Source organism: uncultured Shimia sp., from assembly GCF_947493595.1.
In the GTDB taxonomy this organism is placed as follows: domain Bacteria; phylum Pseudomonadota; class Alphaproteobacteria; order Rhodobacterales; family Rhodobacteraceae; genus Shimia.
This window is the reverse complement of sequence record NZ_CANLRL010000008.1, coordinates 88,853-105,127: the sequence shown is the minus strand read 5'-3', so window position 1 is coordinate 105,127 and position 16,275 is coordinate 88,853. Positions and strand designations below refer to the sequence as shown.

21 protein-coding genes are annotated in these 16,275 nt (G+C 58.5%); 13 read left to right on the top strand and 8 right to left on the bottom strand.

Translation table 11 applies throughout. From position 1 onward, the window contains the following. Positions 1 to 25: 25 nt before the first annotated feature. Positions 26 to 2,470: an ATP-dependent helicase HrpB gene (gene hrpB, locus Q0955_RS17040; RefSeq protein ID WP_299426690.1), complete on the bottom strand. Its 2,445-nt coding sequence runs from the start codon at positions 2,468 to 2,470 to the stop codon at positions 26 to 28. A gap of 47 nt (positions 2,471 to 2,517) precedes the next feature. Beyond that, positions 2,518 to 3,252 carry a DUF3108 domain-containing protein gene (locus Q0955_RS17035; RefSeq protein WP_299426687.1) on the bottom strand — a complete coding sequence of 245 codons (735 nt, stop codon included), beginning with the start codon at positions 3,250 to 3,252 and terminating at the stop codon, positions 2,518 to 2,520. 43 nt (positions 3,253 to 3,295) lie between these two features. Between Q0955_RS17035 and meaB the strand changes: the two genes are divergently transcribed. The 6 genes from meaB (at position 3,296) to Q0955_RS17005 (ending at position 7,319) form a co-directional block, all read left to right on the top strand. Then, a complete protein-coding gene (meaB, locus tag Q0955_RS17030; protein ID WP_299426684.1) occupies positions 3,296 to 4,267 on the top strand; it encodes a methylmalonyl Co-A mutase-associated GTPase MeaB in 972 nt (323 codons plus the stop codon). 99 nt (positions 4,268 to 4,366) lie between these two features. Further along, complete coding sequence (locus tag Q0955_RS17025) at positions 4,367 to 5,026, top strand: hypothetical protein (protein WP_299426681.1); 660 nt, start codon at positions 4,367 to 4,369, stop codon at positions 5,024 to 5,026. A 206-nt stretch (positions 5,027 to 5,232) separates the two neighbouring features. Next, the gene (locus Q0955_RS17020) at positions 5,233 to 5,868 is read left to right on the top strand and encodes a hypothetical protein (RefSeq protein ID WP_299426679.1); all 636 of its coding nucleotides are present in this window, start codon (positions 5,233 to 5,235) and stop codon (positions 5,866 to 5,868) included. 154 nt (positions 5,869 to 6,022) lie between these two features. Then, positions 6,023 to 6,313 (top strand): 50S ribosomal protein L28, encoded by a 291-nt coding sequence (gene rpmB, locus Q0955_RS17015; RefSeq protein WP_299426676.1) that lies wholly within the window; start codon positions 6,023 to 6,025, stop codon positions 6,311 to 6,313. A 102-nt stretch (positions 6,314 to 6,415) separates the two neighbouring features. Then, positions 6,416 to 6,769 (top strand): hypothetical protein, encoded by a 354-nt coding sequence (locus Q0955_RS17010; protein ID WP_299426673.1) that lies wholly within the window; start codon positions 6,416 to 6,418, stop codon positions 6,767 to 6,769. Between the two features lie 43 nt (positions 6,770 to 6,812). Beyond that, entirely contained in the window at positions 6,813 to 7,319 is a 507-nt protein-coding gene (locus tag Q0955_RS17005) for a copper chaperone PCu(A)C (protein WP_299426670.1), read from the top strand. A 56-nt stretch (positions 7,320 to 7,375) separates the two neighbouring features. Here the strand turns inward: Q0955_RS17005 and Q0955_RS17000 are convergent, their stop codons facing one another. Then, positions 7,376 to 8,077: an NAD-dependent deacylase gene (locus Q0955_RS17000; RefSeq protein ID WP_299426668.1), complete on the bottom strand. Its 702-nt coding sequence runs from the start codon at positions 8,075 to 8,077 to the stop codon at positions 7,376 to 7,378. Positions 8,078 to 8,189: 112 nt separating this feature from the next. Between Q0955_RS17000 and Q0955_RS16995 the strand changes: the two genes are divergently transcribed. Further along, positions 8,190 to 8,630 carry a low molecular weight protein-tyrosine-phosphatase gene (locus tag Q0955_RS16995; RefSeq protein ID WP_299426665.1) on the top strand — a complete coding sequence of 147 codons (441 nt, stop codon included), beginning with the start codon at positions 8,190 to 8,192 and terminating at the stop codon, positions 8,628 to 8,630. Between the two features lie 24 nt (positions 8,631 to 8,654). Here the strand turns inward: Q0955_RS16995 and Q0955_RS16990 are convergent, their stop codons facing one another. After that, positions 8,655 to 9,626: a LysR family transcriptional regulator gene (locus Q0955_RS16990; RefSeq protein WP_299426662.1), complete on the bottom strand. Its 972-nt coding sequence runs from the start codon at positions 9,624 to 9,626 to the stop codon at positions 8,655 to 8,657. 75 nt (positions 9,627 to 9,701) lie between these two features. After that, the gene (locus Q0955_RS16985; protein ID WP_299426659.1) at positions 9,702 to 10,022 is read right to left on the bottom strand and encodes a hypothetical protein; all 321 of its coding nucleotides are present in this window, start codon (positions 10,020 to 10,022) and stop codon (positions 9,702 to 9,704) included. A gap of 218 nt (positions 10,023 to 10,240) precedes the next feature. Here Q0955_RS16985 and Q0955_RS16980 point away from each other — a divergent pair, with 218 nt between their 5' ends. From Q0955_RS16980 to Q0955_RS16970, 3 genes are read left to right on the top strand one after another with little or no spacing between them, the layout of a single operon-like run. Continuing rightward, positions 10,241 to 10,561 carry an antibiotic biosynthesis monooxygenase family protein gene (locus tag Q0955_RS16980; RefSeq protein WP_299426656.1) on the top strand — a complete coding sequence of 107 codons (321 nt, stop codon included), beginning with the start codon at positions 10,241 to 10,243 and terminating at the stop codon, positions 10,559 to 10,561. A 46-nt stretch (positions 10,562 to 10,607) separates the two neighbouring features. After that, positions 10,608 to 11,015 carry a universal stress protein gene (locus Q0955_RS16975; RefSeq protein WP_299426653.1) on the top strand — a complete coding sequence of 136 codons (408 nt, stop codon included), beginning with the start codon at positions 10,608 to 10,610 and terminating at the stop codon, positions 11,013 to 11,015. Between the two features lie 19 nt (positions 11,016 to 11,034). Continuing rightward, entirely contained in the window at positions 11,035 to 11,535 is a 501-nt protein-coding gene (locus Q0955_RS16970; protein WP_299426650.1) for a hypothetical protein, read from the top strand. Between the two features lie 112 nt (positions 11,536 to 11,647). On the opposite strand, the gene Q0955_RS16965 is transcribed toward Q0955_RS16970, so the two are convergent. Next, positions 11,648 to 12,052: a VOC family protein gene (locus Q0955_RS16965; RefSeq protein WP_299426647.1), complete on the bottom strand. Its 405-nt coding sequence runs from the start codon at positions 12,050 to 12,052 to the stop codon at positions 11,648 to 11,650. Positions 12,053 to 12,084: 32 nt separating this feature from the next. Then, a complete protein-coding gene (locus Q0955_RS16960) occupies positions 12,085 to 12,588 on the bottom strand; it encodes a pyridoxamine 5'-phosphate oxidase family protein (protein ID WP_299426644.1) in 504 nt (167 codons plus the stop codon). Positions 12,589 to 13,004: 416 nt separating this feature from the next. Between Q0955_RS16960 and Q0955_RS16955 the strand changes: the two genes are divergently transcribed. Continuing rightward, a complete protein-coding gene (locus Q0955_RS16955; protein ID WP_299426641.1) occupies positions 13,005 to 13,304 on the top strand; it encodes a zf-TFIIB domain-containing protein in 300 nt (99 codons plus the stop codon). Positions 13,305 to 13,326: 22 nt separating this feature from the next. On the opposite strand, the gene Q0955_RS16950 is transcribed toward Q0955_RS16955, so the two are convergent. Next, entirely contained in the window at positions 13,327 to 13,713 is a 387-nt protein-coding gene (locus Q0955_RS16950; protein WP_299426638.1) for a hypothetical protein, read from the bottom strand. A gap of 194 nt (positions 13,714 to 13,907) precedes the next feature. On the opposite strand from Q0955_RS16950, the gene Q0955_RS16945 reads away from it, so the two are divergent. After that, entirely contained in the window at positions 13,908 to 14,507 is a 600-nt protein-coding gene (locus tag Q0955_RS16945) for an XRE family transcriptional regulator (protein ID WP_299426635.1), read from the top strand. A 176-nt stretch (positions 14,508 to 14,683) separates the two neighbouring features. Continuing rightward, positions 14,684 to 16,267, top strand: coding sequence for an ABC transporter substrate-binding protein (locus tag Q0955_RS16940; RefSeq protein ID WP_299426632.1), 1,584 nt, complete (start codon positions 14,684 to 14,686; stop codon positions 16,265 to 16,267). The last annotated feature ends 8 nt before the right edge of the window (positions 16,268 to 16,275 follow it).

Below are 16,275 nucleotides of genomic sequence, written 5' to 3'. Positions count from 1 at the left end.
ACGTCAAGGTTTGTCCCAAATACACCTATTGTTTCCGGCGTTTGGCGCGCAAAGTGGGGTCCGCTTGCGTGGGGTCTTCGGGCCAGGGATGCTTGGGGTAACGGCCGCGCATGTCCTTGCGCACGTCACCATAAGAACTGGCCCAGAAGCCGGGAATGTCCATGGTGGTTTGCACCGGTTTTTGCCCCGGAGAGAGCAGGGTGACGCGCAAGGGCGTGTTGCCGACCATTGGGTGTGTGGTTTGGCCAAAGAGCTCTTGCAGGCGCAGGGTGATTTCTGGGTTTTCGCCGGAATAGTCGATCGGGATTTTGCGATCGAGCGGTGTGGTGAAATGTGCGGGCGCGAGCTTGTCCACGAGCTGCATCTGGTTCCAGTCGAGGCGGGCGCGCAGGGCGTCCAGTAGGTCGAACTTCTTCCAATGGTCCGCGGTTTTCACGCCGGAGAGATGCGGCAGCAACCATTCGTCGATGGTGGATAGGAGAGCGTCGGGCGTCATGTTGGGCAGGTCGTGACCGGCGGCGCGGATCAGTTCGACACGGGCCACAAAGCGTTGGGCAGCAGGGGAGAGCGTGATGCCAAGATCACGCACGCCGTGCAGCATGGCTTGCGCCACGGCGTCATCAGGCGCGTCTTTCCAGATGCGGTCATCCAAGGCGACTGCGCCAAACATCTCTTGCCGACGGGCGATGACCCGGCGCTCTCGTTTGGACCAGTGGCAGTTGTCTTGCCAAGAGATCTGATCCGCAAACAACTCGCGGATTTGGCTCTCTGTTATTTGGATGGCTTGGCGAATGCGGGCCTCGCGCGGGTTGCCGTCCGTGTCGGTCACCACAATCAGGCGTGTGGCGGCCAAAGGGTCTTCGTCGTTGAGGACAGTGCCTTTGCCGCCGGATAAGACAAAGCGCGGATCGTCGCCTTTGCGATGCAGGCCGATGCGGTCGGGATAGGCCAGTGCGGCGAGCTCTGCGGTGCTGCGCGGGGTCGGATCGCTGCCTTTGGCGGATTTGGCGAGGCGTTTGGCTTCGTCACGGATGGTGTGCAGCGCGGCGCGGTTGACGCTGTAGGGGCGGCGGTCTGTGAAGGCTTTGAGATCGGTTAAGGCTTCGATGCGCAGTGATAGATCCACAGGGGCGCCTCGGGTGAGTGGGTCACGGGCGGCGAGCAGTGCGGCCATGGGCGCGGCTTGCGGTCCTGCAGTGGTGAGCATGTGGGCAAGGCGCGGATGTAGCGGCAGTTTGGCAAGGGCTTTGCCATGCGCGGTGATGCGGTTGTCACCGTCCAATGCGCCAAGCATGTGCAGGACCGCTTGCGCTTCGGCAAAGCTGCCGGGGTTGGGCTGTGTCAGAAGGGCGAGGTCCGTGGGGGCGGCGCCCCAGAGGGCAAGCTCAAGCGCGAGGCCGTTGAGGTCGGCGGCTTCGATTTCGGCAGGCGGGAAGGGCAAAAGCGCGCCTTCCTCGCCTTTGGTCCAGAGACGATAGCAGATGCCCTCAGCGACACGCCCGGCGCGGCCTTGGCGTTGGGTGGCTTCCGCGCGGGTGACGCGTTCCGTCACAAGGCGGGACATGCCGGAGCCGGGATCAAAGCGGGCGCGACGGGCGCGGCCTGCGTCAACCACCACACGCACGTCCTGAATGGTGAGGGACGTTTCCGCGATTGAGGTGGCGAGCACCACCTTGCGACCGGTTTTGGCGGGGCGGATGGCGGCTTGTTGATCCTTGAAAGGCATGGCGCCAAACAGAGGGTGTACGGTGCAGTCATCGGGCAGGTTGAGCAGAGATTGCGTGCGGCGGATTTCGCCTTCGCCGGGTAGGAAGACCAGCACGCCACCGTCGGTTTCTTTGACCGCTTGGGTGATGAGGCGCGCGGTGGCCTCTTCCAGACGTGCCTTTTTGGGCAAGGGTTTGTCGAGCCAGCGGGTTTCAACGGGATAGTCGCGGCCTTCCGACGTGATCATCGGGGCGTTGGCCATCAGGGCGGCCACGGGTTCCGCGTCCAACGTGGCGGACATGGCTAGCAAAAGCAGGTCATCGCGCAGGGCGTCGCAGATTTCGAGGCAAAGGGCCAAGCCAAGGTCGGCGTTCAGGCTGCGTTCGTGGAATTCGTCAAAGATCACCGCTCCGATGCCGGAGAGTTCCGGGTCAGATTGAATCATGCGGGTGAGGATGCCTTCGGTCACCACTTCAATGCGGGTGGACTTGGAGGTCTTGCTTTCGCCACGCACGCGGTAACCCACGGTTTGACCGGCGGTTTCCCCCAAGGTCTGCGCCATGCGCTCGGCAGCGGCGCGGGCGGCCAGACGGCGCGGCTCCAGCATTAGGATGCGGCCTTCGCTGAGGTTCGCCTCCAGCATGGCAAGGGGCACAACGGTGGTTTTACCTGCTCCGGGTGGGGCTTGCAGGACCGCACGGCCGGTGGTGCGCAGAGCGGCGATCAGGGGATCGAGGGCGTCGTGGATGGGCAGTTGCGTCATGAAGCACCTTATCGGCCCGTGGGCGCGGGGCGTCTAGGGGGGATACGCTAGTCGCGGCGGAAGAGTTTGGCCTTGCCGTGGCGGGAGGTGAGATGCACCTCGCTGGCGCGCCAGTGGTCGCCAGCGGGCGTGTAGACAATGGAGAGTGGTGAGGTCTTGAGTTCCGCCAGTTCTTCGGCGGAATAGCCGCCGATGCGGTCGTAGGTGCCGGCACAGGTGACTTTGCCGTTTCCGTTTTGGCGGGATTTCAGCGTGATGCGCACGAGGCGGGTGCCGTCGTACTGGGTTTGGTCCAACGTGCAGAGTTGATCCGCGTCCTGATCGCGTAGCGTGAGCCACATCATGGTCATCGGATCGACAGCGTCGCGCTTGGCTTTGTCCGAGATCGGTGCGGCGGGCGTTTGGGCGCCAGCGGTTTTACGGGGCAGGTTGCCTGTGAAGGTCAGGGTAGTTTCGCTGACCCGTTTGCCGGTGTCGATGAAGCCGTCATAGCGGGACGGAGCGATTTTGTTGCCGCGGATCGTGCCCTGACTTTGTACGGTGAAGCGGATGCGGCGGAGGGCGCCAGCAAGCCCGGTTGTGTAAAAAATGCCTTTGCCGGAAAATTTGCTTTTGGTTTGCTGCGCGGCCACGTCCAATTCGCCAACCTTGAAGCCAAAGGCATGTACCGACCACTTTTGGGTTTCAGAATTGGCTTGCCCCACGTGCGGCACGCCAACTGCGGCACAGAGCAGCAGTGGGGCGAGAAGGTGGGCGGGGCGGGGTAGACAAAATGGGGTCATGCGCGGCATGAAGACTCACAATCAAAAAGATACAGGCTTGTCCATGGATATCGCAGATCTGCGCGACAGAATACTGAAACAGGACCGTCGGGCTCTGGCCCGTGCCATCACGTTGGTGGAGAGCGCGCGGCCCGATCATCGGGCGCAGGCCACGGCCCTGTTAGATGAACTGTCAAAGGCGGGCAAACAGTCGCTGCGGATTGGGCTGTCGGGCACGCCGGGGGTGGGTAAATCCACCTTTATCGAGAGCTTTGGCATGATGTTGACCGCGCAGGGTCTGCGGGTGGCTGTGCTGGCGGTGGATCCGTCTTCGGCGCGGTCGGGCGGGTCTATTCTGGGTGACAAAACGCGCATGGAACGGCTGAGCCGGGATCGGAATGCGTTCATTCGACCTTCGCCCAGTCAGACCCATTTGGGCGGCGTGGCACGGCGCACGCGGGAAGCTGTGGCACTCTGTGAGGCGGCGGGCTTTGACGTGGTGCTGATTGAGACTGTGGGCGTTGGGCAATCCGAAACCGTCGTGGCGGAGATGTCGGACCTGTTCTTGCTGTTGCTGGCGCCTGCCGGGGGCGATGAGCTTCAAGGTGTGAAGCGCGGGATTATGGAGATGGCGGACGTCATCCTGGTGAATAAGGCGGATGGCGAACTGAAGGCCACCGCGATGCGGACCTGTGCGGATTATTCCGGAGCGTTGCGCTTGTTGCGCAAACGGCCGCAGGACCCGGAAGGGTTCCCAAAAGCGATGACAGTGTCGGCTCTGGAAGAAAACGGATTGACCGACGCGTGGGGCGAGATGACGACGCTTACGGAGTGGCGCAAGGCGGAGGGTCATTGGGCCTACCGGCGCGCGGCGCAGGCGCAGTTCTGGTTTCACGAGGAAGTGCGGCAAGGGCTGTTGGCCAGATTGCAGCAAGGGCAGGCCCCGCACCAAATGGCAAAACTGGATGGAAAAGTGGCGTCTGGTGCTATGACCCCGGGCCAGGCGGCCAAAGAGATGCTTGATCACCTCTCTTAAACTGCGCCATCATGTCTGTATGGATAATACGTTCTCCCGTACCTTGCCTGGGATGCAAGATGGTGCCGTTTGACTAAGCCGTTGGAAAATTTACCCCCCGTGCGTGATTTCGGCTGGGCTTTGCGTGGACTTGAAGAAGCCGAAACGGTGTTTACCCAAACCCATGATGGGCGTCTGGTCATGGAATTGAGCCACCCGGTTGTGCCGGGTGTGACAGCCGAGATGGTTGCGTGGTGGTTTGGGGTTTATGCGCATCTCAAGCTGAAAATTGATGGAGAGACACATCTGGCCTTTTTGGTGTGGCATCCCCGCGACCATGCGTACATCGAACGGGTCGGAGGCGAGACAAAAGCGCCGCTGAAAGCTGGGGATCGGATTGCCTTTCAAGAGGCCTATGGTCGGAATACGCGATATTCCACAGATGAGACGCTCCAGGTCTTGCGACGGACTCCCCGAAATTATGCCATTCGGTCTGTTCGGTTGGGATTGACCGTTGCCCAGCTGGAACACTCTTTCCAAGACACCGATAGTGGTGTGCAGGTGATGACCCGGCTGTGTATTGGAGTCCCAAATGGGTGGGCAAAGACACTGATCAATCAGGTGTTCATTCCTGTGCTCTTTGACGAGAAGAAAACTGAGGCTTGGATGCAGCACAATGTGGAAGAAATCAGCGCTTGGGCGCATTTCTTGCCGGACATTTACGCCCGCCGGGATCAGGGGGAGGTGATTGTGTGGGATCGGGCTGTTGAGGAAAGTTAGTGCAAAAGGTTTATTTGAAATGTGGAAAATGTTTCTTGCCCGCCAATGGTAAGTACACGCACTCTACATACACGGCACCATCACGGTGCAACTAACGACGCGATGGGACCGCACGTAGAGCGTCGAGATGCAGGGGGAGCGAAGTGCAGTTACCTGAACCACGTGAGTTCGGCTGGGAACTCAAGAGTTTTGACAATGCCCACTCAATGGTGACCCATCTCCCGGACGGGCGCACTTTGTTTGAGGTGGATCACCCGCCGGTGCGGGACGTGACCGCCGAGATGCTCAGCTGGTGGTATGGTGTCTACGCGGATTTAACGCTGGTGATTGACGGGCAGACGTACCCGGCTTTTATGGTCAGCCACCCGCAGGATCATATTTCTCTGGACAGTGAGAAGGCCTCCCCCGAAGGGCCTTTAACTGCTGGGGACTTCGTGAACGTCAAAGAGGCTTATCAGCGCAATCCAAAATACATGTTGGATGAACGGCTGGAAGTGGTGGCGCTGGAGGAGGAGAAGTTTGCTCTGAAGGCAACGCGGCGTGGGGTGACCGTGGCGGATTTGGAATTCCGGTTTGAAGATGGGCCGGAAGGGGCCAAGTTTACCAACCACCTCACTGTGGGGGTGGAAAGCGGGTGGCTGAAACCGTTGGTCAACAGGGTGATGATTCCCTGGCTTTATTACGAAGACAAGAATTACGCGTGGATTTTGCATTCGGTCGAAGAGGTTGGAAATTTTGAAAACTTTCTGCCTGAAATCTTTGCCCGTCGGCATCAAGGTATGACAATTCAGTGGGACCGAAACTGTCTGGCGGATAACGAAGATCACGCGCCGGAGGCTTAAGCTGCAAAATGCAGCCAAAGCGCAGCTGAATCACTTGACGCCCCCGCGAAATGGGCCTAATGACGCCAAACGAATTTCCGGGCGCGGCCTAGGCGGCGCCCAATTGCTTTGACGGGGTCCATATCCCCGTGGACCGTAAAACGAGGATATACCCATGTCGCGCCGTTGCGAACTGACCGGAAAAGGCCCGATGACGGGCAACAACGTAAGCCACGCCAAAAACCGCACCCGTCGCCGGTTTCTGCCAAACCTGAACGACGTGACCCTGCAGTCTGAGACTCTGGGCCGTGGCTTCAAGTTCCGCATCTCCGCGGCCGCGCTGCGCACTGTAGATCACCGCGGTGGTCTGGACGGCTTCATGGCGAAAGCCAAAGACGTTGAGCTGTCTGACAACGCGCTGAAAGTTAAAAAAGAGATCGCCAAAGCACAGGCCGCAAACGCCTGATCGCACTGATCTTTTTGAAGATTTGGGCAGCCTCGCAGTTTTGCGGGGCTGTTTCTTTTTGTCACGCTTCACAATCTTGACGGGGCGTGCCTATATGCGGCCATGATGCTTCGATTGCGCAAATATGTGGCTGCCACAATGGCGCTGGTGCTGGTCTTAACCGGGCACAGCATGGCCATTGCGCGTGGTATGACAGGCCCTGAGGGCTTTGCGGAATACTGCATTGGCGAAAGCGCTGTCATGGTGCCGGTGGATGCCGAGGGCAATCCGACCGGGCCGGCGCATCTGTGCCCGGAAGTGAGCTTTTCTCTGCTGAATTGGATCGCTGCTGATCCGCAGGAGGTTGGCCTTGAGCTTGGGCGCGGCGAAGTGCTGCGCAGTCCACAGGCCGCGGTTGAAGATGTGATTCGACTCATCGCCGAAAGTGCCCGTGCGCCGCCGTTTGATTTTCTTTGATCCCGTTTCAAAATCAAGAAAATCTAACGGTCAGGAGACCAACATGTCCTTCAAAACACTTTCCCTCGCGGCCGCGGCTACCGTTGTCCTTGCTTTGCCTGCCTTTGCAGAAAGCACCATTGCCGTGAACGATGCCTATGCGCGTGTGGCAACAAAAATGTCCAAAGCAGGTGCCGCCTTTATGGTGATCGAAAACACCGGCGCAGAAGATGATCAGCTGATCGGCGTATCGTCAGACGTGGCCAAGCGGACAGAGTTGCACACGCATAAAGAAGACGCCGACGGCAACATGAAGATGATGCACGTGAAAGAAGGTTTTGCTGTGCCAGCAAACGGTACGCATGCGCTGGCGCGTGGCGGCGATCATGTGATGTTTATGGGCCTTAACCGTGGACTGGAGCATGGTGACGTTGTGACAATCACTCTGACGTTCGAAAAAGCAGGCGACGTGACCCTGGAAGTACCAGTGGACCTAGAACGCAAGCCAGATCACGGTGCGATGAAGCACGGTGATCATTCTGGCCATGACATGAAAAAATCTGACGGCTAAGCGTCTGTCAAAACTGTTGAATAATGGAGGGCCGGTCCGTGGGGATCGGCCTTTTTCTATTTGGTGCGGGCGAGCTCTGTGGCGACCCATTGCGGCACAACCTGGGTGGCGGGGCCAAAGTGGGTTTCGGCAAAGCGGGAGACGCCGGATGAGGGCTCGAGGTTCAGTTCCACTGTATGGGCGCCAAACATGTCGGCTTCATTGACAAAATTGGCCGCAGGGTAGACCTCGCCGGAGGTGCCAATTGAGACAAACACATCGGCACGTGCCAGCGCGTTTGAGATGCGCTCCATGCCGTATGGCATCTCGCCAAACCAGACGATGTCGGGGCGAGTTGTTGGCGCGCTACAAGCCGGGCAGGGGTCGTTTGCGGCCATCTCAAGAGGGGCAGGCCATCGGTGGTCGCAGCTGTGGCAAAGGGCGCCGTGCAGTGTTCCGTGCATGTGTAACACGTTCCGGCTCCCCGCTTTTTCGTGCAGCCCATCCACGTTTTGGGTGACGATTAACACCTCCCCTGGATAATTGGCTTCAAGCTTGGCAAGCGCATGATGACCTGCATTGGGCTCTGCCTCGGAAGATTGCACGCGGCGCGCGTTGTAGAAATCATGCACCAGCTTAGGGTTGCGGGCGAAGCCTTCTGGCGTGGCGACATCTTCGATCCGGTGCTGCGCCCAGAGGCCATTTTCGTCGCGAAAGGTGCCCAGACCGCTTTCGGCGCTGATCCCGGCACCGGTGAGGATGACAATCGATTGTGACATAGGCGCTCCTGAATTGGCTGTGTGCAGTGTTGCAAGCGGCTCGGAGGGAGGCAAGTGCTTGACCTATAAGCCAGTTGCGGCGATGGCTAGGGCACCACAAGGGAGAGGTACCATGCGGGTTCTGTTTGTATGCTTGGGCAATATCTGTCGGTCGCCCTCGGCGGAAGGCGTGTTTCGCGCCTTGGCGCCAGAGGTGGAAACCGATAGCGCGGGAACTGCGGGATGGCATGTGGGCAAGTCGCCTTATGGGCCAATGCAGGATGCGGCACTGGCGCGAGATGTGGACTTGTCCGATTTGCGCGCACGGCAGTTTGTGGCAGCGGATTTTGAACGGTTCGATCTGATCATTGGGATGGACGCGGAGAACATCGCCAATATTGAGGCGTTGCGCCCGGATGGCAGCGATACTGTAGTGCGCCTGTTCACCGACTATGCGCCGGATTGCGGCATGTCTGAGGTGCCGGATCCGTATTACACCCGCGATTTTGACGGGGCGTTGGATCTGATTGAAGACTGCGCACGCGGGCTCAAGGCGGCGCTTGAACGTGTGTGAAGTTTTGGGAAACTGAAAACTGGATTAGGTGTCAGACCCAAGAATTTTGAACTCACCTTCCAACCATGGGAAGCGTTCAATTGCAGGGGTGACCATGTGTGCCTGGATCAAGCCGCGCATGGTCTGGGCCACATCGCGCGGTACAGTGTCGGCCCAATCTCCGCTTGCCAGCAGTGAGATTTGGCGGCTGAACGGGGAAAAGGGGAGCGGGTGGGCGTCGACTTGATCGTGAAAACGGGCGGCGCGCAAATATCCCAAAGGCGTGGTGATAGCCCAGCCGATGCCGCGTGAGACCATGGCCATGAGAGAGGGGTTGGAGCCAATCTCGAAACGCTGTGGCACGTCCAGGTTGGCGCGGATCAACTCCGTCTCAATTTGGCGTCCGATCAGCTGTTCCTGTCCGTAGCGCAGCATTGGAAGATCGTGCAAAATCTGGGTGATATCGCCGGACGCGGGGAGGCGACCGGAAGGCGTAACCAGGATGAAGGGATCTTGCGCCAGAGGATATTCTGTCATGCCTTCAGCCGCTTGCGGAGCCACGGCGGTGATCGCGAGGTGCAGGTCTCCATCGCGAATGGCGTCGGTGATTTCATGACTGGGCGCGGTCACGAGGCGAAAGCGACATTGGGTCATCGATTCCGCCAGTTTGGTCACAAGCCGAGGGGTCAAGTCGTTGTCAAAATCGTCAATGATGCCCATCGACAGCTGCGTCAAATGGGTGAGGTCCATGACGGTGAGCTCAGATTCCGCCAGCCGCAGTTGTGAGAGAACGTCACGCGCCCGAACCAAATAGGTGCGCCCGGCTGCGGTGAGCTGCATCGGGCGTTTGCTGTGATCAATCAGGTCGGTGCCAAGCGCGGTTTGGAGGTTGCGGATTTGCTGAGACACGGCTGGCTGCGACAGGCCGGTGATCTCGGAGGCGCGCGCGACAGAACCGTGCTCGGCGAGCGCTTCAAAGACCTCGAGGCCACGTAAGGTGACACCTTTGTTGAGCATAGGTCCCTCCACCAGCTTTTGCTTTTGTGAATAGGGAACGACGATGGGTCAAGTGGCTTTCATCAGGACGTCGGATCAGCGCAGGTGTTTGCAGCTCGAGACAACGCTGGTTTCAAACTTCTTGTAGCGCTTCCAGAAAATCTCGTGGCTGCGTTGGTCGGATTGGCGGATTTCTTGTGCCCGGTGCGGGTCTTTGATGAAGCTGGCCGCCAAGCGCTGATCCGCGCGGGACAGGCTTTTGTTCGCCGTTTTCTGAATGCAGCGGCACATCTGTCGGGTGGCACCATCGCGGTCTGAACGCATACAGGCGCGATTCAACGTGTTGGCATCACCAATATGGGGAAGTGCGGGAACGAGCATCAGCGCCAGAATTGGCGCAGCTAGGAATCTGGTCATGGTTGCCTCATCTGCCTGTGCCGGGCTGTGTGGCATGTGTCGCCATCTGTTTCACCCAGCAGAAAACCAAGCCCAATATGGGGCAAAAACCGGATTTGTGCAATCACATGCGTGTGTCTGACACAGGGTGCAGCGCCCTTGAGGCTGCATTGCCGGTTAAAACGTATGGCCAAGCTGGGCGAGGCTGGACTAAGCTGAGGAAAAGGAAGGAGGAACTTATGCCGAAGATTTCCAAGGAGGCGGAGCTTCAGACCGTCATCACCACCTTTGAGATGACACCGGGCACCTGTCAGGATTTGTTGGATGCGCTGACCGATGCCTATGAGCAGTTCATTTCCAAACAGCCGGGATTTATTGCTGCCGGGTTACATGTAAACGATGCGCAGACGCGGATTGCCAATTATTCCCAATGGCAAAGACGTGAAGATTTTCAAGCGATGTTGCGGTCTGAGGAGATGCGTGAGCGCAATCGCAAAATCAATCAGCTGTGTCGCAGCTTTGAGCCTGTCATGTATGATGTTATGGACGCCTTTGACTAACGACGGCGGCAACATTCGTGTGGTTGATTGTTGTTAGGAGATTGAAATGTATAAGCATATTTTGGTGCCGGTGGCCTTTGACGAAGCGCATGACCCAAGTGAGGCTGTGGCCGTGGCGCGGCGGTTGATTGATGAGGATGGCCAGGTCAGCTTGCTGCATGTCATGGCCCATGTCCCCAGCTATGTGATCAACTACGTGCCGGAGGGGTTCCAGGCAGAAGCGCAGACGGCGATTGTGGCCAGCCTGGAGGCCATGGGTGCTGACCTTCCCAACGTAAAAGGCGTTGTAGAAGAAGGGCATGCAGGGAAAACCATTGTGAAATGGGGGGCGGCAAACGCGGTGGATTGCATTGTGATTGCGTCACATCGGCCTGGGGTTCAGGATATTGTGTTGGGCAGCACCGCAGCACAGGTTGTGCGTCATGCCAAATGCGCGGTACATGTGACGCGGTAGAGCAAAAGGAAGACAGTTCATGCGCTTAGTCAAAACGTTGCAAGCAGCGGCAGTGGTTGTGGTTGGGGTGATGGCGCAGCCCGCGATGGCGGAAGATGACATTGGGTTTTCTGACCAGCAGACCAAGCGCACGGTGGATATTTTCACCTACGGTGTGGGCGAGTGTGCGAAGGTGGCGAAGGTATATCGGATTGATTGTTTGCGTCAGACCTACAGCCAAACTGTGCGTGTGATTTCAAAGGCTTCGGTCTATTGGGAAGCGGAAGTGGCGCTGACCCGCGTGAACCGTGGTTTGTATTCTTTTGTGCGCGCCAACACCGATTCCAACCTTGGGCGGGAACGTGTGAACGGCGGGCGGATCAAGGCCATTACAGAGGCGTCTTTGCCGCAGGCCACTCAGCTTTATATGGCGGGTGCGGATAAGGCGGCGGAGGTGATGCGCAGCGGGTCGTCGATCGAAGTGCGTTATTTTGCGCCAATTGCCGAGGCCATCGAAGCGTCCAAGGCGCTGCTGCAATAAAGGTTTACGACCGGGATCGAACGGCAGATTTGGCCGTCGGTATTACGTCGGTATTGCGACTGTTTCACGGAGGTGCGGATTTGAACGCGCCTCCGTTAACTTATTGGGCGCCTTAGGTCGCGGGGCGCAGCTCATCGGGCAGCTCGTCGATGTGAAAATCCACATGCAGGTGATTGCCGTCCGGGTCGTGGATATTGACCTGCACAATCGGGAAACCGGGTGGGAAGCCGAGGTAATAGTCCAGATCGTGCGCTTTGAGCACGTCCAGGAAAGCTGGCATGTCTGTGGCGGCAAAGGCGGCGTGCTCCAGCGCGATGTTTCCACCGCCCGCGATCAATGGTTTGGTTGCGCCCACCAGATGCACCACCGCTGTTTCGCCGAGATACATCCAAGCGCCGGGAAAGCCGAAGTCCGGGCGGGGGCCATTGGTCATGCCCAGCACCTCTTCGTAGAAGCGGATCATGACGTCGAGATTTTGCGTGCCGATGTTGGCGTGATCTAAGCTGTGTAATGGCATGGCGCGACGGTAGGGTGCGCCGTAGCCTTGCGTCAAGCGAAAGGTGTTGGCGCTAACAGATCGTCTGGCGTCAAGTGAAACGCTTTGCCAAAGCCGCCATTCAGCAGCCCGCCGGTCATCTTAAAGCGCACAAAGGAGAAGTCGGGGAAATCGACGTAGAGTTTGGCTTTGGGGCGCAGCGATAGATAGTGGGCGCGTGTTTGCGCGTGTTCATCGCTGTCTCTTTCAAGGAATGAGGCTTTGGCGTGCAGGGTCATGCGCGGATGCGTGAGCGGGTCGCCTTTGTCGCCGGGCTCACCCACCAGCAAGGCGCAGTGGGCATCGGCCTGCAGTGCTCCGGTATGGCTGGAGAGATCGGAGATTAATGTGAAGGGCATGCCGTCTGGCGCGGTGGCAAGGGCCACGCGGGTCACGGATGGGGTGCGAGTGGCGGGATCGGTGACGGCAAGCGCGGCATAGGTGGCCGAGGACAGAAGGTCGCGGGCCAAGGCGCGGGCGTCCGCATCGGTTGGGCGAATGGGATCGGATTTGGTCATGGTGGGAGCGTGCCAGTAATTCAGGGAAGGCAAAAGGGGAGGGTGCAAACAAAAACGGCGCCTGGGATGAAACCTTGGCGCCGTTCTTGTGTGGCTGGCTGGACCGTATCTGCCTGCGTGCGTGGCTTGCTGTCTGGCTGGACCTGGCGAAAGCTGGGCCTTGCTGGAATGCGTGCTGCGTACGTGAGTGGCCGGTCTGGCTTGCTCTGTTGATTGGTATGTAGAATGAGCCGCGGGGGAGTGCAAGGGAAAATCGTTTAAAAACAAATACTTGATAGGTTTTGTCGGGTATTCAGGCTTGCGGTGCCCATGTGTGGGCGTGTTGATGCTTTTGCGCAGAGGAAAGCGTGCCGGGGTGATGAAAATGGCGAGAGGGCTTCCTATCTAGTTGGGAAGCAAGAAGAGGAGAGTGCTTGATGAAATGTCCAGTGGATGGCGAAACCCTGGTGATTGCGGACCGCAACGGGGTGGAGATTGACTATTGCCCAACGTGTCGTGGCGTTTGGCTGGATCGCGGAGAACTGGATAAGATCATCGAGCGGGCGAGTGCCTATGTTGCGCCACCGCCTCCGCCGCCATCCGAGAACGTCCAGCCTGCGCCGCAGCGGGGGTACGATGGGCGTGGCTATGACGAAGGCCATGCGCGCCGCTACGAGGGCAAGCCGCGCAAGAAGAAAAAGATGAGCAGCTTCCTAGATGATATTTTTGACTTCTAAGATCTCTTAGAGCGTGGCTCTGTCATCCGGTTGGCGGGTGCAGGGCCGTGCAATGCTGCGCCTGAACACGGGCGCGGTCTTCGGCGGAGGGCAGGTCCCGCCGCAGCGATTTCAACCGCTGGCGCTGCTGCGCGACGTCAATTTCGACTGGGGTTTCCACGGTGCGGTAGCGGGTTTCCGGGCAGCTGTAGGGGCGGTCTTTTTTGTCATAGCAGGTGTCATAATAGGTGTAGCTTTCTGAGCTGCGGTGGATGGCGTAGCCGCGGGTGATGTTGCCCTCGGCGGTGGTGATGGCGCGTCGTAGGGTGGCGACCTCGGATTGGGCGGTGGAGATGCAGCGTTCCAGTGGGGTGGCGCAGGCGGTCAAAAGGGAGAGGCCGAGCAGGGCGGCGGGGCAGACAAATTGCATGAAGAGCTCCTTTGATGGTAGCAGGGTGCCGCCGGTGTCGCGCGTCGGGCAAAATCAGTGGCTTGTTATTAGATAACCGGCGCACAGAGCGGGGCGCGGTATTTAGTCATGCTAAAATTCATTTTAGTATACATATCTTTTTCCGCTGATATGGTGTGGCCGCAGTTTTCCCAGATCAACCATTGGAGAGAGTGATGGCGGCTTCCCCGACAACAAAGAAGAAAAAACAAAAGGGGCAGCCGGAGAAGCTGGGGCGGGCGATCCGTCTGCGGCGCAAGGCGTTGGGCAAGACGCTGAATGCGGTTGCTGAAGAGGCTGATCTGACCACCGGATTCATTTCGCAGGTGGAGCGCGGGATCAGCTCTCCGTCTCTGTCTTCGCTGATGTCAATTGCAGCGGCGTTGCAGACCAGCGTGGAGCAGTTGTTGAGTGTGCCGGAAACCTATTCCGAGTTTATCCAGAAAGACCGCCGACAATCCTATGCACTTGGCACAGCAGGGCGTTTTTATGAGAGATTGGGGCCTGGCTTCCCCGGTGCGCTGATGCATTCACAGATCATTCACCGTCCGCCTGGGCATGAATCCGAGAAGATGTGCCACGACGGGGAGGTGTTTTGTTACCTGCTGTCTGGAGAGGTTGAGTACCATCTGGAGGGCGCAGTGTTTGTCATGGGGCCGGGGGATGTGATTCACCACAACACCGCAAAACCGCATTTTTCGCGTGTCGTAAGCGATGTGGAATCCGTGGAGTTGTGGGTCAGCACCACGCCAATGAGCACAGCGGCAGAAAATTAAGTTTGCGGATGTCAGAAAGAAGGGTAGTGTTTTCAGTATATTGTATCCAATTTCTGGATTTTGGCTAAAGTCTCCACTTCAAAAATTTAGTTTTGCTAAAAAAAGTTTTAGCAAAATGTCAAAAACTGCCTATTCTCCCGGTCACCGAAGAGATTCGACCAGGGAGGAAAATAGACATGACACGCACCCTTATGGCGGCGGCTTTGGCGGCAACGACCGCACTTGTAATGCCGGTGGCGGCGCAGGAGCGCGGCGGCACAATGAACTTTGCCCGCTACGACGGCTCGCGCCTGATTGATCCGATTTACGCGGACCGCAATCCGGACATCTGGATGGTGGGCAGCTTGTTTGACACGCTGTTGCGTTCGTCTGATGACGGGAAGTCGATTGTGGGCGGATTGGCCGAGAGCTTTGAAGTCTCAGAGGATGGCAAGACCGTCAAGCTGATGCTGCAGTCGGGCCTGAAGTTTGCCGATGGGTCGGCGCTGGAGGCGGACGATGTTCTGTTCTCACTGGACCGCGCACGCAATGGCGATTTGGGGCCGTGGTCCGGCATGCTGGGCAGCGTGTCTGACGTGACCGCGGACGGCAACACCATCACCGTGAGCCTGAGCCAGCCGGACCCAACCATTCTGTCGATGCTGGCGACGTTTAACACCGCGATTGTGAACAAAGACGTGTTTGAGGCGGCAGAGGGCGCAACGGATCAAGAGAAATCCGCCGCCATCTTTGCCACCGCAAGCGCCGGTGTCGGTTCCGGCGCGTTCTATATGTGTGGCTTTGAGCAGGGCGCGTCGATGGATTTCTGCGCCAACGAGCACCACTGGGAGATGGGCGCCGATGGCAAGCCGCTGCCATATCTGGACAAGGTGCATTTTGAGATCATCCCGGATGATGCCACCCGTATCCTGAAGCTGCAGGCGGGCGAAGTTGATGCGGTGGAGTTTGTGCCGTTCAGCCGTGTGGCCGAACTGGACGCCGATCCGGCGATCAACATGAACCTCTACCCGTCCACGCGGATCATCTATTCGCCGATCAACACCCGCGAAACCCGTGCGGATGGTTCGGCCAACCCGCTCAACGATGTGCGTGTGCGTCAGGCGATCAATTATGCCACCAACAAAGACGCGCTGATTGGTCTGGTGCTACAAGGCGCTGGTCAGCCGATGACCGCGCCGTTGATGTCCTCGTCTACCCGTCTGGCATCCAAGCTGGATCTCTATTCCTACGACATGGACAAAGCCATGGCGCTGGTGAAAGAGGCGGGGATTGAAGCGGGCACCAAGGTGACGCTGACCACGCTGGCAGGCTCGTCTGATGACGCGACCATCTTTGCGGCGCTTCAGCAGATGTGGGCGCCGCTGGGCATTGATCTGGTGGTGGAGCAAGTGGACGGGGCAACCCGTGGCGCGAAAAACCGTTCCGGTGAGTTTGACATCCACACCTATGGCTGGGTGGATGACGTGAACGATCCAAGCCAGGTCACTGGTTGGTTGGGCTATTCGCCAGTGCGCAATGCGGTGGGCACCGGTTGGGAGAGCGACAAGTTCAACGCGCTCTTTGAGGCTTCCGGTACAGAAATGGACCAAGCGGCTCGGGCTCAGCAATATGCGGACATGCAGAAGATCTACGCCGATGCTGCGCCGTTGCTGTTCATGTATGAGACTCCCTTTTCGGTGGCGGTGTCCACAGCGGTTGACGGCTATGTTCAGACCCCGTTGGGCGCCAACATCTTCTCCCGTGCAACTGTGAGCAAGTAAGACCTTAG